At 62.8% G+C, this 20226-nt stretch carries 19 protein-coding genes; 14 read left to right on the plus strand and 5 right to left on the minus strand.

Annotated features, from left to right (window positions below):
- The first annotated feature begins 94 nt into the window (after positions 1-94).
- A complete protein-coding gene (locus GTP58_RS17155; protein WP_072786146.1) occupies positions 95-433 on the plus strand; it encodes a cytochrome c in 339 nt (112 codons plus the stop codon).
- An 11-nt stretch (positions 434-444) separates the two neighbouring features.
- Positions 445-786, plus strand: coding sequence for a cytochrome c (locus GTP58_RS17160; RefSeq protein WP_072786147.1), 342 nt, complete (start codon positions 445-447; stop codon positions 784-786).
- A 93-nt stretch (positions 787-879) separates the two neighbouring features.
- Here the strand turns inward: GTP58_RS17160 and GTP58_RS17165 are convergent, their stop codons facing one another.
- Entirely contained in the window at positions 880-1305 is a 426-nt protein-coding gene (locus GTP58_RS17165) for a DUF1841 family protein (protein ID WP_161078493.1), read from the minus strand.
- Positions 1306-1386: 81 nt separating this feature from the next.
- On the opposite strand from GTP58_RS17165, the gene GTP58_RS17170 reads away from it, so the two are divergent.
- Complete coding sequence (locus tag GTP58_RS17170; protein ID WP_072786212.1) at positions 1387-1968, plus strand: malonic semialdehyde reductase; 582 nt, start codon at positions 1387-1389, stop codon at positions 1966-1968.
- 55 nt (positions 1969-2023) lie between these two features.
- Here GTP58_RS17170 and GTP58_RS17175 read toward each other — a convergent pair whose 3' ends face one another.
- The gene (locus GTP58_RS17175; protein WP_229215617.1) at positions 2024-2656 is read right to left on the minus strand and encodes an RNA pyrophosphohydrolase; all 633 of its coding nucleotides are present in this window, start codon (positions 2654-2656) and stop codon (positions 2024-2026) included.
- A 202-nt stretch (positions 2657-2858) separates the two neighbouring features.
- On the opposite strand from GTP58_RS17175, the gene GTP58_RS17180 reads away from it, so the two are divergent.
- Positions 2859-4595, plus strand: coding sequence for a proline--tRNA ligase (locus tag GTP58_RS17180; protein ID WP_161078494.1), 1737 nt, complete (start codon positions 2859-2861; stop codon positions 4593-4595).
- A 2-nt stretch (positions 4596-4597) separates the two neighbouring features.
- Positions 4598-5200 carry a lytic transglycosylase domain-containing protein gene (locus tag GTP58_RS17185; protein ID WP_072786150.1) on the plus strand — a complete coding sequence of 201 codons (603 nt, stop codon included), beginning with the start codon at positions 4598-4600 and terminating at the stop codon, positions 5198-5200.
- 59 nt (positions 5201-5259) lie between these two features.
- Here GTP58_RS17185 and GTP58_RS17190 read toward each other — a convergent pair whose 3' ends face one another.
- From GTP58_RS17190 to GTP58_RS31730, 3 genes are all read right to left on the minus strand, one after another.
- Positions 5260-5628, minus strand: coding sequence for an SWIB/MDM2 domain-containing protein (locus GTP58_RS17190; RefSeq protein WP_072786151.1), 369 nt, complete (start codon positions 5626-5628; stop codon positions 5260-5262).
- Positions 5629-5820: 192 nt separating this feature from the next.
- Positions 5821-7188 carry a signal recognition particle protein gene (gene ffh, locus GTP58_RS17195; protein WP_161078495.1) on the minus strand — a complete coding sequence of 456 codons (1368 nt, stop codon included), beginning with the start codon at positions 7186-7188 and terminating at the stop codon, positions 5821-5823.
- Between the two features lie 78 nt (positions 7189-7266).
- Positions 7267-9411, minus strand: coding sequence for a hypothetical protein (locus GTP58_RS31730; RefSeq protein ID WP_161078496.1), 2145 nt, complete (start codon positions 9409-9411; stop codon positions 7267-7269).
- 164 nt (positions 9412-9575) lie between these two features.
- On the opposite strand from GTP58_RS31730, the gene GTP58_RS17205 reads away from it, so the two are divergent.
- The 9 genes from GTP58_RS17205 to GTP58_RS17245 all read left to right on the plus strand — a co-directional run bounded on the left by GTP58_RS17205 (position 9576) and on the right by GTP58_RS17245 (position 20218).
- Positions 9576-10544 (plus strand): ABC transporter substrate-binding protein, encoded by a 969-nt coding sequence (locus GTP58_RS17205; RefSeq protein ID WP_072786154.1) that lies wholly within the window; start codon positions 9576-9578, stop codon positions 10542-10544.
- Positions 10544-11368: an ABC transporter permease gene (locus GTP58_RS17210; protein ID WP_161078497.1), complete on the plus strand. Its 825-nt coding sequence runs from the start codon at positions 10544-10546 to the stop codon at positions 11366-11368. The genes GTP58_RS17205 and GTP58_RS17210 overlap by 1 nt, the downstream gene beginning before the upstream one ends.
- Positions 11368-12165, plus strand: coding sequence for an ABC transporter ATP-binding protein (locus GTP58_RS17215; protein ID WP_072786156.1), 798 nt, complete (start codon positions 11368-11370; stop codon positions 12163-12165). The genes GTP58_RS17210 and GTP58_RS17215 overlap by 1 nt, the downstream gene beginning before the upstream one ends.
- 21 nt (positions 12166-12186) lie before the next feature.
- Positions 12187-12990 (plus strand): inner membrane protein YpjD, encoded by an 804-nt coding sequence (locus GTP58_RS17220; protein ID WP_072786157.1) that lies wholly within the window; start codon positions 12187-12189, stop codon positions 12988-12990.
- Positions 12987-13283 (plus strand): PP0621 family protein, encoded by a 297-nt coding sequence (locus tag GTP58_RS17225; RefSeq protein WP_161078498.1) that lies wholly within the window; start codon positions 12987-12989, stop codon positions 13281-13283. Before GTP58_RS17220 ends, GTP58_RS17225 begins: the two co-directional genes overlap by 4 nt.
- A gap of 12 nt (positions 13284-13295) precedes the next feature.
- Entirely contained in the window at positions 13296-14978 is a 1683-nt protein-coding gene (locus GTP58_RS17230; RefSeq protein WP_161078499.1) for an ATP-binding protein, read from the plus strand.
- A gap of 14 nt (positions 14979-14992) precedes the next feature.
- Positions 14993-16423, plus strand: a complete 1431-nt coding sequence (locus GTP58_RS17235) for a sigma-54 dependent transcriptional regulator (RefSeq protein ID WP_161078500.1) — start codon at positions 14993-14995, stop codon at positions 16421-16423.
- Entirely contained in the window at positions 16420-17016 is a 597-nt protein-coding gene (gene ampD / locus GTP58_RS17240; RefSeq protein ID WP_161078501.1) for a 1,6-anhydro-N-acetylmuramyl-L-alanine amidase AmpD, read from the plus strand. Before GTP58_RS17235 ends, ampD begins: the two co-directional genes overlap by 4 nt.
- 277 nt (positions 17017-17293) lie before the next feature.
- Positions 17294-20218 (plus strand): ribonucleoside-diphosphate reductase subunit alpha, encoded by a 2925-nt coding sequence (locus GTP58_RS17245; RefSeq protein WP_161078502.1) that lies wholly within the window; start codon positions 17294-17296, stop codon positions 20216-20218.
- Positions 20219-20226 lie beyond the last annotated feature (8 nt).

Below are 20226 nucleotides of genomic sequence, written 5' to 3' on the forward strand. Positions count from 1 at the left end.
GAATCCCTGCACAAATAGTACAAAAGTCAATATAGTGACACCGTGGTAGTAGTATCCGAAATACGCTGTATCCGTTTACTTACTTAGAGACACCATGAAAAAACTCACCGCACTCCTCGTGCTCGCAGGCTTGTCCCACGTCGCCGTCGCTGCGGAAGTTGTGGGCAGTGCCCAGAACGCCAAAGCCAAGATCGAAATGTGCATCGGCTGCCATGGCATTCCCGGCTACAAAGCCACCTTCCCCGAAGTGTACCAAGTCCCCATGATCGGCGGCCAGTCGGCCAAGTACATCGAAAGTGCGCTCCAGGCTTACAAAAAGGGTGACCGCAAACATCCGTCCATGAAGGGCATTGCCGCCACTTTGTCGGACCAGGATATTGCCGATGTCGCGGCGTTCTACTCGCAGCAGACCCGCACTGCCGACCCGAAATGAGGACCGAGTTCATGAAAAAACTGATCGCTGCACTGGGCTGCACCCTGATCGCCGCTGGCGCCCACGCGGGCGGCAACGTCGATTCCGGCAAGGCGCTGACTGAAAAATACGCGTGCTTCAGCTGCCACGGCAAAGACTTCAACACCCCGATCGACCCCAGCTATCCCAAGCTGGCCGGCCAGCACAAGGACTACCTCGAGCACGCGCTCAAGGCCTACAAGCGCGGCGACGGCGCCAATGGCCGCAACAACGCCATCATGACGGGCCAGGTCAAACCGCTGAGCAACCAGGACATCCAGGACCTGGCCGCCTACCTGCACAGCCTGCCCACCAGCCTAGCCGTGCACCGCTAACAATCCGGGGTCAGTTCTTGCAATCCAACACGAGCTCTGCTGTAGCGACCGCTACAGCAGAGCTCGTGTTGGATTGCAAGAACTGACCCCGGATTACAGGCGGCGTTTGATGGCTTCGATGTAGGCCAGGCCGTCGGGCGGGGTGCCGGTGCGCTGGGCGTTCCAGATCATTTCGCCCAGGCATTCCATGATCTCGTGCTGGGCCGCATGGGCGTCGTCGCGCTTGAGCGTGAGCTCGGTGGCCAGCGCGCGGATGCCGGGCGGCTGGTCGATCGAGATTTGCTCGTCAATCGACAGGTGCATCGACAGGTGCAGGAAGGGATTGGCCTGCGCGCCTTCGACCTGGTAGTTGCGCGTGAGCGCCGTCTCGACGTCGCCCAGCACGTCGTGGTATTCGGGATGGTGGCGTATCCAGTCGGCCGCCATGGTTTCCAGCGGCGTCAGGATCTCGTTGGCGCGCTGCTTGCGGAAGGTCTCGCAGAAAAAGCGGCGCACATCGTCGGAAGAGGGATTAAACATGGCGCCATTGTACCTGTTGCAGAGGTGCCGCAGGCGGCGCTGCTGGTAAGATGGCGGTTTGACCAACTTGCCATGGATGCCATGCTGAACCAATCCGCCCTCGATACCCTGTTCTACAACGCCCACACCCATAATGGTTGGCAGGACCGCCCGGTCGACGATGCCGTGCTGCAGCAGCTGTACGACGCGCTGCGCTGGGCGCCGACCGCCGCCAACGGTGCGCCGGCCCGGCTGGTGTTTGTACGCTCGGCGGAGGCCAAGGCCCGACTGGCGCCGGCGCTGTCGGAAGGCAATCTGGCCAAGACCCTGGCCGCGCCCGTCACCGTGATCGTCGGCATGGACATGGAGTTCCATGAAAAGCTGCCGCAGCTGTCGCCGGCGGTGGATGCGCGCTCCTGGTTTGCCGGCAATGACGCGGCGATCCAGGCGACCGCGTTCCGCAATTCCTCGCTGCAGGGCGGCTACCTGATCCTGGCGGCGCGCGCGCTGGGCCTAGACGTGGGGCCGATGTCGGGCTTTGACCACGCTAAGGTCGATGCGGCGTTCTTTGCCGGTACGCCGGTCAAGTCCAACTTCCTCATCAACCTCGGCTATGGCGACGCCAGCAAGGTGCGTCCGCGCGCGCCGCGCCTGTCGTTTGACGAGGCTTGCCAGATCGTCTGATGGGTTGACCGCTGCAGATAAAAAAACGGGACAGCCCAGGCTGTCCCGTGTTGCATCATGCGCTGTTTTTGCCGTCGCTGGCCGCCGCTGCGCAGTCAGGCTGCTCGGCGGTGGTGGCCAGCGCGGTCGCCGCCGCCGGGGCGGACGCCGGCGTGCTGCGCGCATGGGGCTGGCGCAGATAGCGCGAGCCATGGCGGCGCTCATGTCCATTGGGCGGCCAGGTCAGGAAGCGCGACAGCTCCTGCAAGGCGCGCTGATAGACTTCGCGCTTGAATTCAATCACGACATCGAGCGGGACCCAGTAATCATGCCAGCGCCAGGCGTCAAATTCCGGATGGTCGGTCAGGCGCAGGTTGACGTCGTTGTCGCGCGCACACATGCGCAACAGGAACCAGATCTGCTTCTGGCCACGGTAATGGCCGCGGATTTCCCGCTTGATGAAATGGTCCGGCACCTCGTAGCGCAGCCAGTCGCGGGTGCGACCGACGATCTTGACGTGCTCGGCCCGCAGACCGATTTCCTCTTCGAGCTCCCGATACATCGCCTGTTCCGGCGTTTCTCCGTATTTGATACCGCCTTGCGGAAACTGCCATGAGTGCTCGCGCACCCGCTTGCCCCACCACACCTCGTTATGGGCGTTGAGCAGGATGATGCCGACGTTGGGCCGAAACCCTTCACGATCGAGCATATTGCACCTCAAACTTTCTGCGGCTGTGCTCCCGTCTTATCTTTTTGCCCACAAAATGGCATACCGGCGGGGTTTTCGGGATACGAAAACGGCCGGCGGGCCCTGATTTGAACGCATTTGTATAAAGTATGGGTGCATCAGCCAGCTAATCCTTTAAAATTAGGTTGATTATAACTCTCTCTTTTTAAAAAGAATTCACCGTATGCGCGCGTCACGTTTTTTTATTTCCACGCTTAAAGAAGCACCTTCGGATGCCGAGATCGTCAGCCATCAGTTAATGATGCGCGCCGGCATGATTAAACGGCTGGGTTCGGGCATCTACACCTACATGCCGATGGGCCTGAAAATCATCCGCAAGGTCGAAGCCATCGTCCGTGAAGAAATGAACCAGTCCGGGGCCGTCGAGCTGCTGATGCCGCTGATTCAGCCGGCTGAACTGTGGCAAGAGACCGGCCGCTGGGACAAGATGGGCGCCGAACTGCTGCGTATCAAGGACCGTCACGGCCGCGAGTTTGCGTTCCAGCCCACGGCGGAAGAAGTCATCACCGATGTTGTTCGTTCGGAAATTAAATCCTACCGCCAACTGCCGTTGAATTTTTACCACATCCAGACCAAATTCCGCGACGAACGCCGTCCGCGTTTCGGCCTGATGCGCGGCCGCGAGTTCACCATGAAGGATGCCTACTCGTTTGACCGCGATCTGGCCGGTATGCAAGCGTCGTATCAGATCATGTATGACGCCTATGTGCGTATCTTCAACCGTTTCGGCCTGAAGTTCCGTGCGGTAGCAGCCGATAACGGCGCGATTGGCGGCACCGGCTCGCACGAATTCCACGTGATCGCCTCCACCGGCGAAGACGCGCTGGTGTACTGCCCGACCTCGGACTACGCGGCCAATATGGAAGCGGCCGAAGCGCTGGCGCTGAACGCCACCCGTCCTGCCGCCGCGCAGGCGCTGAGCAAGCCGGCGACGCCAGGCGCGACCAAGTGCGAGCAGGTGGCCGAACAGCTGGGCCTGCCGCTGTCGCAGACCGTCAAGACCTTGGCGCTGACCGTCGAAAACGAGCAGGACGGCAAAGTCACTAAACAGTATTTCATGTTGTTGTTGCGTGGCGACCACGAACTCAACGAAGTCAAGGTCGGCAAGGTGGCGGGCCTGAACGCCCACCGCTTCTCGACCGAGCAGGAAATCCTCGAGGTCTACGGCTGCGTGCCGGGCTACCTGGGACCGATCAACACCAAGCTGCCAGTCACCGTGGTGGCCGACCGCACCGTTGCCAACATGGCCGATTTCGTCTGTGGCTCCAATGAGGAAGGCTACCACTACGCGGGCGCCAACTGGGGCCGCGACTGCGCCGAGCCACACCTCGTGGCCGACCTGCGCAACGTGGTGGAAGGCGACGCCTCGCCGGACGGCAAGGGCGTGCTGGCGATCGAGCGCGGCATCGAAGTGGGCCACGTGTTCCAGCTCGGCACCGCCTACTCGGCAGCCATGAAAGCCACCTTCCTCGACGAAAACGGCAAGCCGGCACCGCTGCAGATGGGCTGCTACGGCATCGGCGTCACGCGCATCCTGGGCGCCGCCATCGAGCAGAACTTCGACGACAAGGGCATCATCTGGCCGACCGCGATTGCACCGTTCGAGCTGGTGCTGTGCCCGATGGGCATGGACCGCAGCGACGCGGTGAAGGAGGCGGCCGAGCAGCTGTACGCGCAAGCCACCGCCGCCGGCATCGACGTGATCCTGGACGACCGCGGTCAGCGCCCTGGCCAGATGTTTGCGGACTGGGAGCTGATCGGCGTGCCGCACCGCGTGGTGATCGGCGACCGTGGCCTCAAGGAAGGCAACCTGGAATACCAGGGCCGCCGCGACACCGAAGCGAGCGTCGTGCCGGTGGCCGAGATCCTGGCCTTCATCCAGGGCAAAATGGCGCAGTGAGCATGTGGCTGTCCCGCTGGCTGATGGCGGCGGTGCTGGTGTTGCTAGCCTTGCTGGCACCGCTGGCGCTGGCCGGCAACCAGAAGGAAGAAGCGCTGGCGGACTCGGTGCGGCTGGCGCTGTCCAACGCCATCAAGGACGCGACGCCGCCGACGCCGGCGTTCCGCAATCCGTCCGACCGGGCGCGCTACCAGAACTGGCTGGAAACCATGTCCTACCGGCTGCAGCGCAAGCTGCCGGACGACCAGACCCGCAGCGAATTCCTGGCCACGGTCTGGTACGAAGCGCGCCGCGCCGGGCTGGATCCGGGCATGGTGCTGGGGCTGATCCAGGTGGAATCCGCCTACCGCAAATATGCCGTCTCGCTGGCTGGCGCGCGCGGCTACATGCAGGTGATGCCGTTCTGGACCAATGTGATTGGCGACCGCAACCGGCGTGCGCTGTTCGACATGCAAACCAATCTGCGCTATGGCTGCGCCATCCTGCGCATGTACATCGACATGGAAGCGGGCAACCTGTTCCTGGCGCTGGGCCGCTACAACGGCAGCCGCGGCAAGCCCGACTATCCCAACGCCGTGCTGGCCGCCTGGAATCACTGGAAGTAAGCGTCGGGGCATAAAAAAACCGGGGCGATCCCCGGTTTTTTTTCGGCTCTGACTCCAGCTTATTTCAGGTGGTCGGAAATGAGCTTGGTCATTTCGAACATGGAAACCTGGGCTTTGCCGCCGAATACGGCTTTCAGCTTGTCGTCGGCGTTGATCATGCGGCGGTTGGCCGGATCTTGCAGATCGTGCTTTTTGATGTAATCCCACACTTTTTTGGTCACTTCGGTACGCGGCAGGGCTGCTGCACCGACGACGGCGCCCAGGGAGGCGGATGGCGTCATCGCTTTCATGAAGGCGGCGTTAGGCTTACGTGCTGCAGGTGCTTTTTTCGCTGCTGGCTTGGCTGCTGCTTTTACAGGTGCTGCTTTTTTTGCGGCAGGCTTTGCCGCCGGTTTCTTAGCTGGTGCTGCTTTTTTGGCTGTTGCCATATTCGAGCCTCCTTAACGTACACATAGAAAATTGCGCAATTGATCGCACCGGCTAATATTGGTGGGGTTTTAACCTGTGCGCAAGTGTTTTTCGCGTTTTTTCCCGGAAACACCACGCAAACACGGGGCCAGGCCCGTGTTTGCCCTGTTTGCGGGGCGTCGGAGGCTGTTTTAAGGCGGACGGCAAGCTGCTTAGCGCATGCCCGGCATCATGCCCTTCATGGCGCGCATCATCTTCATCATGCCGCCGCCGGACAGTTTTTTCATCATGGTCTGCATCTGTTCGAACTGGTTCAGCATGCGGTTCACTTCCTGCACCTGCACCCCGGCGCCGGCCGCGATGCGGCGTTTGCGCGTGGCTTTGATGAGTTCCGGCTTGGCGCGTTCGGCCTTGGTCATCGAATCGATGATGCCGACCATGCGGCGCACCTGCTTGTCGGCCTGGCCCATATTGGCGTTGCCGGCGGCCTGCTGGAACTGCGCCGGCAGCTTGTCGACCAGGCTGGCCATGCCGCCCATATTCTTCATCTGGCTTAACTGCGCCTTGAAGTCGTTCATGTCGAACTTGCCGCCCGACTTGACCTTGGCGGCCAGGTCGGCAGCCGCCTTGGCGTCCACGCCCTTGCGCGCTTCTTCCACCAGCGCCAGGATGTCGCCCATGCCCAGCACGCGGTTGGCCATGCGCGCCGGGTCGAATGCTTCCAGGCCGTCGAGTTTTTCCGAGACGCCGGCAAACTTGATCGGCTTGCCCGTGATGTGGCGTACCGACAGCGCCGCGCCGCCGCGCGAGTCGCCGTCCAGCTTGGTCAGCACGATGCCGGTCAGCGGCAGTGCGTCGTTGAACGCCTTGGCGGTATTGATGGCATCCTGGCCCAGCATGGCGTCGACCACGAACAGGGTTTCAATCGGCTTGACCGCGCTGTGCACGGCAGCGATTTCCTGCATCATTTCTTCGTCGATGCCGAGGCGGCCGGCGGTGTCGATGATGAGCACGTCGTGGTAGTGCTTCTTGGCCCAGTCCAGCGCGTTGAGCGCGATGTCGACCGGCTTGTCCTGCGCGGTGGACGGGAAGAAGTCGGCGCCCACTTGCGCGGTCACCGATTGCAGCTGGGCGATTGCGGCCGGACGGTAGACGTCGGCCGACACGGTCAGCACTTTCTTTTTCTTTTCTTCCTTGAGGTATTTGGCCAGCTTGCCGACGGTGGTGGTTTTACCCACACCCTGCAGACCGGCCATCAGGATGATGGCGGGCGGCTGCTGGGCAAAACTCAGCTGGGCCGCTTCCGGCCCGAGGTCGGCGCCCATCAGGGCGGCCAGCTCGCGCTGCACCACGCCAACCAGCGCCTGGCCAGGCGACAGCGAGGAAATCACTTCCTCGCCCAGGGCTTTGTCCTTGACGCGGGCAATGAATTCGCGCACGGCCGGCAGGGCGACGTCGGCCTCCAGCAGCGCCATGCGTACTTCGCGCAGCATTTCAGCGGTATTGGTTTCGGTCAGGCGGGCCTCGCCGCGCATGGTCTTGACGACCTTGGCGAGGCGTTGAGTCAGATTATCTAGCATGGTGAACGATCAGTCGGGGTAAGGCGGCTCTGGGCCGGACAATGGCCGCCATTTTACCCCATCCGGCCTGGCTTGGCCTTAGTGCGGCACCGTCAGGCGCATGATGGCGCCGCCGGAGAACAGGGCGAAACTGTAAGGACCGGTCTTGACCAGGTGGGATGGATGGTCCAGATAGCCAGGCAGTGCGCCACTGCGGGTAAAGCTTTTGCCGGGTGTGCCCGCGATGATGCTGGTGTCCAGCGCGGGCGTGGTGCGGATCACAACACCCTGTGCAGCGTCGATGCGGTAGGTGTTGCCCGACGCATCCGCAACGACATTCAGCGTGGCCGGCGGCAGAATGATGGAGGTGACGGCGCCAGCTGGCGTGATTTTGGTATAGCGCACCTTGTTGTCATACGCTTCATAGCCGTACAGGTTGCCATCGGCGTCTATCCCCAGCAGCGACAGGCCGAAGAAATGGGCGGCCGCCCCGACGCCGTCCTTCCAGTCGGTCGAGGGCAGGGCGCCCGCCAGCACCGTGGTGCTGCCATCCGGCGCGATCTTGAAAATGCGCGAACCGACCTGGGCGGCGGTGGGCGAGATAGTCTGGCTGGACGAGACATAGGTGTTGCCGGCGGCATCCACCACCAGGCCGGTCAGATAACCGATGTCGGCGGTATGCACAATGGTGCTCACCACGCCTGCCGGCGTCACCTTGCGCAGGCGCAGGCCGGTTGCCAGCGGACCATCGATAGGGCTGGGATCGTCGGCAACATACAGGTTGCCGGCGGCGTCCGCGCCCATGGTATTGAACGCGTAGTTAAAGCGGGCAGCAGCGCCCGTGCCATCGACATCGCCAATGCCGGCGTCGCGCATCTTGCCGACAAACGGCACCGTGCTGCCGTCCGCCTTGAGTTTTTGAATCTGGGCGTTTTGCAAAACATACAGCGCATTGTTCGGGCCGGTCAATACACTGCCGTCGCCAGCGGTCATGACGCTGCTGACGACGCCGGCGGGCGTGATGGTGCGCAGCCGGTATTCCATTTTTTGTGGGGTCGCATAGGTGTCATAGCCGACCAGGTTGCCGTCGCTGGTCAGCGCCAGGTTGTATAGCTGGCTGAAGCTGGCCGCCTTGCCGGCGCCATCCGCCGGTCCACGCGTGACGCTGACCGCGCCAAACGTGCCGGCCACGGTGCTGGTGCTGCCGTCGGCCGCTATCTTGCGCACCACCTGGCCGCCATCATTGACATAGAGATTGCCTTTGCCGTCCGGCGCCACGGCCTGGATGCCGCTGAAACGCGTGGCCGCGCGGTTGCCATCCACCGCCGGCCTTGGATAGGCACCGCCGGTGACCGTGCCGCTCAGCACGGCGACCTGGCCGCTGAACGACACCGTATCCACGCGCTCCAGCTGATACACATACAGCGTGTTGTTGTCGGCGGCCAAAGTCAGTACCGGGGTCATGCCGGCCCGGACTTTGGCGATGGTGCTGATGCTGCCGTCCAGCGCCAGTTTGCGGATCGGTACGTCCGAGCCGGGAATGTTGTTGAGACCGTAGATATCGATGAAGTAAATGCTGCCGTCCGGCCCGGCAACCGGGGAAATCGGCTGGCCCAGGCTGGCCGTGCCTTTGGGACCATCGACGTAAGACCGGGCCGTGCTCAGCACGGTGGTGACCGCGCCGTCGGGCGTGATCTTGCGCAGCGATGGCAGGTCGTCCGCCAGGTACAGATTGCCGCCGGCGTCGGTGCTGATCTGGACCGCATATTCCAGCCGGGCCTCGGTACCCGTGCCATCCAGGTGGCCGTAGCCGCCATCATCGCCTGCCAGCAGGCTCAGGCGCGGCGTGTCCGCCGGATGCAGCGTGAGCGTGAAGGATTTGCTAGCGCCGTTGGCGGTGGCGGTAACAGTGACCTTGGTGTCCGCGCTCACCCCGCCGGCTGGCGGCAGATAGTTGATGCTGGTGCCGCTGCTGGCCGACAGCGCGCCCGGATTGCCCGCGCCCAGCGTCCAGCTAACGGTGGAACTGTCCGATGGGGTCGCGGTCAGCGTCAGCGGCGTGCTGCCGGTGATGCTTTGTTCGCTGCTGCCGCCCAGCGTCAGCGTGGTGGCGGGCGCTGGCGTCGGGGTGGGCGCGGGTGCAGCTGGCGTGCTGCCGCCGCCGCCACCGCATGCCGTCAGCATGGCGGCAAGCAGGATGGCCGAGGTCAGGGCGGGAAGGGCGCGGCGAGATGATTGTTGCATGATGGTTCCGTTATTCAAAATATTATCTTTACGATTTAGTAACGGCATCCTAAGCGTATTGGCATATTAAAAATGTGACAACCGTCACAAATGACATTTTTTACAGATGCACTGCGGGGCTTGGTATGATTCCCGCACTGAACAAAAACACCGAGGAGTAAGGGATGAGACTGAAAGCGATCTGCGTAGCAATGACCGCCATGACCCTGTTGGGCAGCGCCCAGGCGCAGGATGTGGTGCGATTGGGGAATCTGAAGTTTGCCCACTACGGCGCCGTTTCTTATATCAAGGAGATCGCTCCCAAGTGCGGCATCAAGGTGGAGGAGCGCGTGTTCGCCAAAGGCCTGGATGTGATGCAGGCCATCATTGCCGGTGAGCTGGACGTGGGCACCACGGCCTCGGAAGCTGCGATCTCGGGCCGCGCCGGCGGCGCGCCGATTTACGTGGTGGCCGGCTTTGCCAAAGGCGGCGCGCAGCTGGTCAGCCGCGCCGATCTCAAACTGAAAACCGTGAAAGACCTCAAGGGCAAGAAGGTCGGCGTCACGCGCGGCGGCATCCAGGAAGTGCTGCTGCTGGCCGAGCTGCAGCAGAACGGCCTGAGCGTGTCCGACCAGCCGGGCAAGGATGTGCAGCTGGTGTTCCTGGCGTATGCCGACCTCAATCAGGCGCTGCTGGGCAAGCAGATCGACGCCATGATGCAGTCCGAGCCGCAATCCTCGCAGGCCATCAACAAGGGCTTCGGCAGCGAGATGATCAAGCCTTACGACACGCCGATCGGCGAGCCGGTGCGGACCATGGTGATGACCGAGAAGTTCTACAAGGAGAAGCGGGCGCTGGCCGAGAAGTTCATGAACTGCTTCGTGCAGGCCACCAAGACCTTTATCGACAACAAGGCCATCGCCGAGAAGTATGTACGCGAGGTAGTGTTCAAGGGCCAGATCACCAAGGATGATTTTGACGACGCCATCGGCAATTCGCCCTACAGCTACGACATCACGCCCGAGCACATCCAGACCACCACCGATGTGATGGTCAAGACTGGCGTCGGCCGCATGGCCAAGCCGCCCGTGGCCAAGGACTGGGTCAAGACCGATTTGCTGGAAGCGGCCAAGAAATCGCTGGGCGTTAAATAATGGTGGCCACGTCGTCGTGGCGCCAGGTCGGCATCGGCCTGGTCCTGCCGGCCGTGATTATCGTGCTGTGGCAGGCGGTGGCGCAGCTGGGCTGGGTCAATCCGCAGGTGCTGCCGTCGCCGCTGGCGGTGGCGGAGAAGTGGGTGGCCTACCTGTTGCCGCTGCAGCCGTATGATCCGGCGGCCGGCAGCTGGCTGCACTGGGCCGTGTCCGGCGAGCTGATTACCGATTCGCTGAGCAGCCTGTACCGCGTGCTGCTGGGCTTCCTGATCGGCGGCGGACTGGCGTTGCCGCTGGGTCTGGCCATGGGCATGAGTCCGCGCGTCTACGACTGGTTCAATGTGCTGGTGCAGATGGTGCGGCCGGTGCCGCCGATTGCGTATATCCCGCTGTCGATGCTGTGGTTCGGCCTGGGCAATCCGCCGGCCGTGTTCCTGATCGCGCTGGGCGCCTTCTTCCCGGTGCTGATGAACACCATTGCCGGCGTGCGCCAGGTGGATGGCATTTATATCCGTGCCGCGCGCAATCTGGGCGCGTCCAGCTTCACCATGTTTACCCGCGTGATCCTGCCGGCCGCCGTGCCCTACATCCTGTCCGGCGTGCGGATCGGCATAGGCACCGCGTTCATCGTGGTGATCGTGGCCGAGATGGTGGCCGTGAACAATGGCCTGGGCTTCCGCATCCTGGAGGCGCGCGAGTACTTCTGGTCCGACAAGATCATCGCCGGCATGATTACCATTGGCCTGATCGGCCTGGCCATCGACGTCGGCATGAACAAGCTGAATAACCATCTGCTGCGCTGGCACCGCGGGCTGGAGAACTGATGAGCGCCTCCCATATCGTTGTATCCAATGTCAACAAGGTGTTCCAGAGCGCCGAGCGGGAAGTGGTGGCGCTCAAGGACATCAACCTGGAAATCCCGCAGGGCCAGTTCGTCTGCCTGCTGGGGCCTTCCGGCTGCGGCAAGTCGACGCTGCTCAATGCGGTGGCCGGCTTTGCGCCGCCTTCGTCGGGCAGCATTACCGCCGACGGCAAGGCCGTTACCGGCCCAGGCCCGGAACGCGGCATGGTGTTCCAGGAATATGCGCTGTTCCCGTGGATGACGGTGGCCGACAACATCGCGTTCGGCCTGCAGATCAAGGGCCAGCCCAAGGCGCAGATCCAGGCCACGGTCGACCAGCTGCTCACCATGCTGTCGCTGCAGGACTTCCGCAACCGCTATCCGAAAGACCTGTCGGGCGGCATGCGCCAGCGCGTGGCGATTGCGCGGGTGCTGGCGCTGGATTCCCCGATCATGCTCATGGACGAGCCGTTCGGCGCGCTGGACGCGCTGACCCGGCGCAACCTGCAGGACGAGCTGCTGCGCATCTGGGCCGAGCTGAAAAAGACGATCATCTTTGTCACCCACTCGATTGAAGAGGCGATTTACCTGGCCGACCGCATCGTGGTGATGACTTACCGCCCCGGCACCGTCAAGCGCGACCTGCTGATCGAGCTGCCGCGCCTGCGCGACCCGGCGTCGGCCGAGTTCAATGCCCTCAAGCGCGAGCTGGGCCAGCTGGTGATGGAAGAGCAGCAACGCCATCACCACGACGAGCTGCGCCTGGCAGCCGTGGATTGAGCGATGGTGTAAACTGCCGGGATGCAGATCTCTTCTTTTATCGCAGCCATCGTGCTGTACATCGTGTGCGCCGCCTTGCCTTCGCGCCGTGGCGGCCTGATTTCGGCCGTCACACTGGCGGCCTGGCTGCTGCACGGCGCCGGCCTGTGGTCGGAAATCGCCGCAGGCGGTGCGCTGCGCTTCGGCTTTGCCGCCATGCTGTCGTCGGCCTTGTGGGTGTCGGTGGCCGCGTACTGGATAGAAAACCGGAATTTCAGCCTGGATGGCCTGCGCCGCCTGGTCATGCCCAGCGCCGCCGTCGCCGCCGCGCTGCAAGTGGTCTTCCCTGGCAACCTGGTGCCGCTGGAAGGCAAGTCGCCGCTGTTTGGCTGGCATATCGCAATTGCCACCATGGCCTACAGCACGCTGACGATAGCCGCCTTCCACGCCGTGCTGATGGCCTTGCAGGAGGCGCGCCTGCATGCGCGCAGCGACAAGAAATCCTTCCTGTCCGGCGCGCTGGACCAGCTGCCGGCGCTGCTGACCATGGAAAAGCTGTTGTTCCGCATGATCGGCTTTGGCTTCACCCTGTTAAGCCTGACCGTGCTGTCGGGCATCGTGTTCTCGGAAGAGCTGTTCGGCCAGGCGCTGAAATGGGACCATAAATCGGTCTTCACCATGCTGTCATGGATGCTGTTTGCTGCGCTGCTGGCGGGCCGCCGCTTCCGTGGCTGGCGCGGCAAGACCGCGCTGAGCTTCACGCTGGCCGGCTTTGCGACTTTGCTGCTGGCCTACGTCGGCAGCCGTTTTGTGTTTGAAGTGGTTTTACATAAGGGTTGGGCATGAGCCGTATCATTTTCTGGCTGGCGCTGATTTTCCTGGTGATCTTTGCGATCCGTTCCAAGATCCGCGAGGCGCAGAAGCGCCAACAGCAGCAGTTCCGTCAGCAACAGCAGCCGGCGCCGCAAGCGCCGCAGCAGCAGACCTACCGGGAGCGCGCCGCCAGCCAGGCCGCCAATGACGCCGAGGTGATGCTGCAGTGCGCGCATTGCGGCATCTTCTATCCTGCCTCGGAAACGGTGCAGGCCAATGGCCGCGACTACTGCAGCGCGGCCCATGCGGCGCTGCCGTCCGCCTGACCGCCCAGCGCCGTGATCGCGCGCCTGCAAGCCTTGTCGGCCGAATCGCGCGCAACCTTCTGGCGGTCGCTGCAAACGCTGAACGCCACGCGCGTGGTGATTGCGCTGGTGCTGCTGGTCTACCTGAGCTTTGACAGCCGCGGCCTGCGCGCTTCGGGCCAGTACCTGTATCTGCAAATCTGCCTGATGTATCTGGGGCTGGCGATCGGCTTTGCGCTGTCGGCGGTCTACCTGCAGCGCCGTTTCGTGCTGCAGCTGCTGCCGCAAATCGCCATCGACCTGGTGTTTATCTCCTTGCTGTACCTGGCCGGCGGTGGCATGCGCAGCGGGCTGGCGATCCTGTACCTGTTCCCGCTGGCCGGGCTGGCGATCCTGGCGCCGCTGATGCTGTCGCTGTTTTGCGCCTCGCTGGTGGCGCTGTTCATTCTGGGCGACACCACCTGGCAAATCTTCCTCAGCGAAAGCGAACATGACGTGATGCAGGCCGGCCTGTACGGCGCCGCCTTCCTGGCCGCCGTGCTGGTGGTGAACCGCATGGCCGCCAAACTGATCGGCCAGGAGGAGCTGGCCATCCGGCGCGGGGTGGAGGTCAACGTGCAGCAGGCCGTCAACCGGCTGGTGATGGCGAATATTGTGGACGGCATCCTGGTGGTCGATCCCGACGGCCAGGTGTTTGCCGGCAACCCGGCGGCGCAGAAGATGCTGGGCCTGGTCGGACCGGAACTCAGGTTCAAGCTGTCCGCCGCGGCGGCGCTGGTGCCGCTGGCGCAGGCGTATCACGCGTGGCGCATCGATCCCGCGCGTTCCACTGTGTTCCTGACTATCAAGCCGTTCAACGACGCGGCGCTGGAAGACGTCACTGCCGCCTGGAGCGCGCGCCGCAACCTGGCTGCCCATTTGAAAGTCCGCTTTGCCGCCGCCGACACGCATGGCCTCGGGGCCGAACGCAGCGTGATCTTTCTGCAGGACGTCACCGGCATTGAAAATCAGGCGCAGCAGCTGAAACTGGCCTCGATGGGACGCCTGACCGCCAGCATCGCGCACGAGGTGCGCAATCCCTTGTCGGCGATTGGCCACGCCACTGCGCTGCTGGGGGAAGACCTGGGCGACCCGGTGCACCAGCGTTTGCTCAAGATCGTGGGTGACAATGTCACGCGCGTGAATCGCATGGTGGAAGACATCCTGCAGCTGTCGCGCAAGGCGCAGTCGCACATCGAGCCGCTGGCGCTGGATGTCTTCCTGGCGGAACTGCGTGCGGAATTCATCGAGACGCACAGCCTGGCGCCGGAGATCGTGAGCCTGATTGTGGCGCCGGATACACAGGTGCGCTTCGACGCGCTGCACCTGCGCGAGGTGGTGCTGAACCTGCTCAACAACGCCGTGCGCTATGCCAGCGGCGGCCGGCATTCCATCCGTCTCGACGTCGTGCACGATACGGCGCAGCGCCTGGAGCTGCATGTGCAGGATGATGGTCCCGGCATTTCACCCGAAGTGCGGGCGCATTTGTTTGAGCCGTTTTACACCACATCCAGCAAGGGCACGGGACTGGGGCTGTATCTGGCGCGGGAATTGTGCTTGAATAATGAAGCGCGGCTGGACTATGAATATCGTTTCGATAATCAGGACAGCGCCGACGGCAGCCCCGCCCTGAGCGGACGCTTTGTTATCACCTTCGCCTGGCCTGGGCAGAAGTAAGGAAAGGCTGTTTGATGAGTGCTCGCTCCCCGCAGGCCCCGCGTTCGCCGCGTGTGCTCGTCGTTGACGACGAGGCCGACCTGCGCGAACTGCTGGAACTGACCCTGCTCAAAATGGGGCTGGATGTCGACAGCGCCGCCTCGCTGGCCGAAGCGCGCGCGCTGCTGGTGGACACGGAATACCAGCTGGTGCTGACCGACATGCGCCTGCCGGACGGCCTGGGACTGGAGCTGGTGCGCGAAGTCACGGCGGCGTACAAGAACACGCCGGTGGCGGTGGTGACGGCTTTCGGCAGCACCGACAACGCCGTCATCGCGCTCAAAGCCGGGGCGTTCGACTACATCTCCAAGCCGGTGGCGCTGGACCAGTTGCGCGTGATGGTGCAGTCGGCGCTGCGCCTCAACGCCGGGCCGGCAGCGGTGCAGGCGCCCAGCGCCGCGCCCACCGTCAGCCGCCTGCGCGGCGAGTCGGCCGTGATCCAGGCCTTGCGCGCGCAGATCGCGCGGCTGGCGCGGTCGATGGCGCCGGTGGCGATCCACGGCGAATCGGGCAGCGGCAAGGAGCTGGCGGCGCGCGAGATCCATGCGCAAAGCTCGCGCGCGGCCAAGCCCTTCATCGCCGTCAACTGCGGCGCGATTCCCGAGGCGCTCATGGAAGCCGAGTTCTTTGGCTACCGCAAGGGCGCTTTCACCGGTGCGGTCGATGACCGTGAAGGCTTCTTCCAGGCGGCCAACGGCGGTACGCTGATGCTGGACGAGGTGGCCGACCTGCCGCTGGCCATGCAGGTCAAGCTGCTGCGCGCGATCCAGGAGCGGCGCGTGCGCAAGCTGGGCGCCACGGCCGAGGAACCGGTCGATGTGCGGATTGTCAGCGCCACCCACAAGAACCTGGCGCAGTGCGTGGAGCAGGGCAGCTTCCGCCAGGATCTGTTTTATCGCCTGAACGTGATTGAACTGAGTCTGCCGCCGTTGCGCGAGCGGCTCGACGACCTGGACGTGCTGACGGCCGCCATCCTTGAACGCCTGGGCACCTTTGAGCACAAGGTGGCGCTGGGGCCGGGCGTGCTGGAGGCGCTGCGCGGCTATGCGTTTCCCGGCAATGTGCGCGAGCTGGAAAACATCCTCGAGCGCGCGCTGGCGTTTGCCAACGGCGGCGTGATCCAGGTTGGCGACCTGGCGCTGAAAGGTGCGCGGCTGGCCGACATGGCGGCTGCGCCGCTGCCGTCGCCGATGCCGGCGGCGCCATCGGCCGTGCCGCCGCCGAATCCGGACAGCCTGCCCAGCAGCCTGCCCGAGTATCTGAACCAGGTCGAGCGCGAGATCATTTTGCGCGCGCTGGCGCAGACGCAGTTCAACCGCACGCAGGCGGCGCAGCTGCTGGGCATCAGCTTCCGCCAGCTGCGCTATCAAATGCAGAAATTGAATATTCAGGAGCCGGAAGCGTGAGTTTTTTTGACGGCTGGCTGCCGCAGGCAGTCCGCTATGACAGTCCCTATTTCGATGCACGTCCCGGTCCGGTGCCGGACGATATAACGCTGCTGGTGGTGCACAACATCTCGCTGCCGTGCGGGCAGTTCGGCGGGCCGCATGTGTCCGACCTGTTCTGCGGCCGGATCGACTATAATGCTGACCCCTCGTTCGCCGACCTGCGCGGGCTGAAGGTCTCCAGCCACTTTTTCATCCGCCGCGATGGCCGCGTCATTCAGTATGTTTCTGCTAACGACAGGGCCTGGCATGCGGGCTTGTCCAGCTTCCGCGGCCGTGAAAAATGTAATGATTTTGCGATTGGCGTGGAGCTCGAGGGCAGCGACTTTGTGGCGTTTGAAGCGGCGCAGTACGAAGCGCTGGCCGCACTGACCATCGCGTTGCAGCAGCACTATCCGCTGACCGGGGTACAGGGACATGAACACATAGCACCGGGCCGCAAGACCGATCCGGGGCCATTATTTGATTGGGAACATTATCAAAAACTGCTTAAGAAAGCGGCAATGTTAGTAGGCGCTAGCGCCACACTTGGCTTCCCTGTTGGGCTTCCTTAAAGTCAAGAGAAAAATTGCTGGAAACATCAAAATTTCTCACTTGCCGTGCTCCAGTGTGACCACTACAATCAGTGGATAGGTTCTGACCAATCACTAGATATAGTAGTTCCCATGACACCAGTTCTTAAACTATTTGCAATCCTTCCTGGTCAGACGAATACCCTTTTTATTGCCGTTTAACTGGACAGCAGTCAGGTCCGGACGCTTCATTTTTGCCTTTTTTTATACACACACACGGCGCGCAGCTATGACTGCACGTAGTTATCGGGGAGCTTAAATGCAATCTACTCAAGACATCACCATCAATCCAGCGCTGGTACCTGCGGCCGCTGCGAGCGCCGCCAGCAGCCCGGTTACCGCTGCCAGCGACCTCGGTGACTACCGCATCATCCGCCGTAACGGCGCGGTCGTCGCGTTTGAGCCGTCGAAAATTGCTGTCGCCATGACCAAGGCCTTCCTGGCCGTCAACGGCGGCCAGGGTGCTGCGTCCGCCCGTGTGCGCGAACTGGTGGAACAGCTGACCGCCAGCGTGGTGTCGGCGCTGGTGCGCCGCCAGCCATCGGGCGGCACCTTCCACATCGAAGACGTGCAAGACCAGGTTGAACTGGCCCTGATGCGTTCGGGCGAACATGACGTGGCCCGCGCCTACGTGCTGTACCGCGCCAAGCATATGGAAGAGCGCCGCGCCGCCAAGGAAGCCGCCGGCGCCGCTGCCGCCATCAATGCACCGCAAATCCATGTGCTGGAAAACGGCGAGCGCAAGCCGCTGGAACTGGCGCGTGTCACCAGCCTGATTGGCGCCGCCTGCATCGGCCTGGAAAAACACGTGGATGCCGACGCCATCGTCGCTGAAACCCTGAAAAACCTGTACGACGGCGTACCGGTCGAAGAGCTGCACAAATCCGCCATCCTGGCTGCCCGCGCGCTGATGGAAAAGGATCCGGCCTACTCGCAGGTGACCGCACGCATCCTGCTGCACACCATCCGCAAGGAAGTCTTCGGCAAGGAAGTGGCGCAGGGCGCCGCCGCTGCGGAATACGTGACCTACTTCCCGCAGTACATCGCCAAAGGTATCGCCGCTGAACTGCTGGACACCAAACTGGGCGAATTCGACCTGGCCCGCCTGGCCAAAGCCATCGTTGCCGACCGCGACCTGCAGTTCGGCTACATCGGCCTGCAAACCCTGTACGACCGCTACTTCCTGCACGTGCGTGACGTCCGCATCGAAATGCCGCAGGCGTTCTACATGCGCGTCGCCATGGGCCTGGCCCTGAACGAAGCCGACCGCGAAGCGCGCGCCATCGAGTTCTACAACCTGCTGTCGACCTTCGACTTCATGTCGTCGACCCCGACCCTGTTCAACTCGGGCACCCAGCGTTCGCAGCTGTCGTCGTGCTACCTGACTACCGTGTCGGACGACCTGGAAGGCATCTACGACGCCATCAAGGAAAACGCCCTGCTGGCGAAATTCGCCGGTGGCCTGGGCAACGACTGGACTCCGGTGCGCGCACTGGGCGCCCACATCAAGGGCACCAACGGCAAATCGCAAGGCGTGGTGCCGTTCCTGAAAGTGGTCAACGACACCGCTGTGGCAGTCAACCAGGGCGGCAAGCGCAAGGGCGCAGTCTGCGCCTACCTGGAAACCTGGCACATGGACATCGAAGAGTTCCTGGACCTGCGCAAGAACACCGGCGATGACCGCCGCCGTACGCACGACATGAACACCGCCAACTGGATTCCTGACCTGTTCATGAAGCGCGTGATGGAGAAGGGCGAGTGGACCCTGTTCTCGCCATCCGACACCCCGGACCTGCACGACCTGGTCGGCAAGGCCTTCGAAAAAGCCTACCTGGGCTACGAAGCCAAGGCCGCCGCCGGCGAAATCCGCGTGTTCAAGAAAATCCAGGCGCTGGACCTGTGGCGCAAGATGCTGTCGATGCTGTTTGAAACCGGCCACCCATGGATCACCTTCAAAGATCCATGCAACATCCGTTCGCCGCAGCAGCACGTGGGCATGGTCCACAGCTCCAACCTGTGCACCGAGATCACGCTGAACACCGGTCCGGACGAAATCGCCGTCTGCAACCTGGGCTCGGTCAACCTGCCAGCCCACATGAAAGAAGGCAAGCTGGATCACGTCAAGCTGCAGAAAACCATCCGCACCGCGATGCGCATGCTGGACAACGTGATCGACATTAACTACTACGCGGTTGAAAAAGCGCGTAACGCCAATATGCGTCACCGTCCGGTGGGCCTGGGCGTGATGGGCTTCCAGGACTGCCTGCACATGATGCGCGTGCCGTTCTCGTCGATGGAATCGGTGCAGTTTGCCGACACCTCGATGGAAGCCGTCTGCTACTACGCCTACCTGGCGTCGACCGAACTGGCGGAAGAGCGCGGCCACTACGCGTCGTACAAAGGTTCGCTGTGGGACCGCGGCATCCTGCCACAGGATTCGATCAAGCTGCTGGCCGAAGAGCGCGGCGGCTACCTGGAGCAGGATCTGTCGGCGGCCATGGACTGGACCCCGGTGCGCGAACGCATCGCCAAGTTCGGCATGCGTAACTCGAACTGCGTGGCGATCGCTCCAACCGCCACCATTTCGAACATCATTGGCGTGTCGGCTTGCATCGAACCGACCTTCCAGAACCTGTACGTGAAGTCCAACCTGTCGGGCGAGTTCACCGAGATCAACGCCTACCTGGTGCGTGACCTGAAAGCACGCGACCTGTGGGACGAGGTGATGATCGCCGACCTGAAATACTTCGACGGCTCGCTGGCCAAGATCGACCGTATTCCAAACGACCTGCGTGACATTTATGCAACCGCGTTTGAAGTGTCGCCAAGCTGGCTGGTGGAAGCGGCATCGCGCCGCCAGAAGTGGATCGACCAGGCCCAGTCGCTGAACATTTACATGGCTGGCGCATCGGGCAAGAAACTGGACGAGACCTACAAGCTGGCATGGCTGCGTGGCCTGAAAACCACCTACTACCTGCGTACCACGTCCGCCACGCATACCGAGAAATCGACCTCCAAGACCGGCGCCCTGAACGCCGTGCCAGTGGATGGTGGCCTGGCTGCTGCGGCCGCCTCGGCTGCGCCAGCCGCACCGGCACCGGTCAGCGCCGACGTGGAAGACGGCGCCGCCTGCTACCTGCGTCCTGGCGACGACGGTTTCGAGGAATGCGAAGCCTGCCAATAAGCCTATCG

Source organism: Duganella sp. CY15W, from assembly GCF_009857555.1.
In the GTDB taxonomy this organism is placed as follows: domain Bacteria; phylum Pseudomonadota; class Gammaproteobacteria; order Burkholderiales; family Burkholderiaceae_D; genus Rugamonas; species Rugamonas sacchari.

Coding starts and splice junctions, on each gene's coding strand:
- ffh (WP_161078495.1), bottom strand. CDS start 7,188: ATGCTAGATAATCTGACTCAACGCCTCGCCAAGGTCGTCAAGACCATG.
- GTP58_RS31730 (WP_161078496.1), bottom strand. CDS start 9,411: ATGCAACAATCATCTCGCCGCGCCCTTCCCGCCCTGACCTCGGCCATC.
- GTP58_RS17235 (WP_161078500.1), top strand. CDS start 14,993: ATGAGTGCTCGCTCCCCGCAGGCCCCGCGTTCGCCGCGTGTGCTCGTC.
- GTP58_RS17160 (WP_072786147.1), top strand. CDS start 445: ATGAAAAAACTGATCGCTGCACTGGGCTGCACCCTGATCGCCGCTGGC.
- GTP58_RS17170 (WP_072786212.1), top strand. CDS start 1,387: ATGCTGAACCAATCCGCCCTCGATACCCTGTTCTACAACGCCCACACC.
- GTP58_RS17245 (WP_161078502.1), top strand. CDS start 17,294: ATGCAATCTACTCAAGACATCACCATCAATCCAGCGCTGGTACCTGCG.
- GTP58_RS17185 (WP_072786150.1), top strand. CDS start 4,598: ATGTGGCTGTCCCGCTGGCTGATGGCGGCGGTGCTGGTGTTGCTAGCC.
- GTP58_RS17175 (WP_229215617.1), bottom strand. CDS start 2,656: ATGCTCGATCGTGAAGGGTTTCGGCCCAACGTCGGCATCATCCTGCTC.
- GTP58_RS17190 (WP_072786151.1), bottom strand. CDS start 5,628: ATGGCAACAGCCAAAAAAGCAGCACCAGCTAAGAAACCGGCGGCAAAG.
- GTP58_RS17210 (WP_161078497.1), top strand. CDS start 10,544: ATGGTGGCCACGTCGTCGTGGCGCCAGGTCGGCATCGGCCTGGTCCTG.
- GTP58_RS17155 (WP_072786146.1), top strand. CDS start 95: ATGAAAAAACTCACCGCACTCCTCGTGCTCGCAGGCTTGTCCCACGTC.
- GTP58_RS17220 (WP_072786157.1), top strand. CDS start 12,187: ATGCAGATCTCTTCTTTTATCGCAGCCATCGTGCTGTACATCGTGTGC.
- GTP58_RS17165 (WP_161078493.1), bottom strand. CDS start 1,305: ATGTTTAATCCCTCTTCCGACGATGTGCGCCGCTTTTTCTGCGAGACC.
- GTP58_RS17225 (WP_161078498.1), top strand. CDS start 12,987: ATGAGCCGTATCATTTTCTGGCTGGCGCTGATTTTCCTGGTGATCTTT.
- GTP58_RS17205 (WP_072786154.1), top strand. CDS start 9,576: ATGAGACTGAAAGCGATCTGCGTAGCAATGACCGCCATGACCCTGTTG.
- GTP58_RS17180 (WP_161078494.1), top strand. CDS start 2,859: ATGCGCGCGTCACGTTTTTTTATTTCCACGCTTAAAGAAGCACCTTCG.
- GTP58_RS17215 (WP_072786156.1), top strand. CDS start 11,368: ATGAGCGCCTCCCATATCGTTGTATCCAATGTCAACAAGGTGTTCCAG.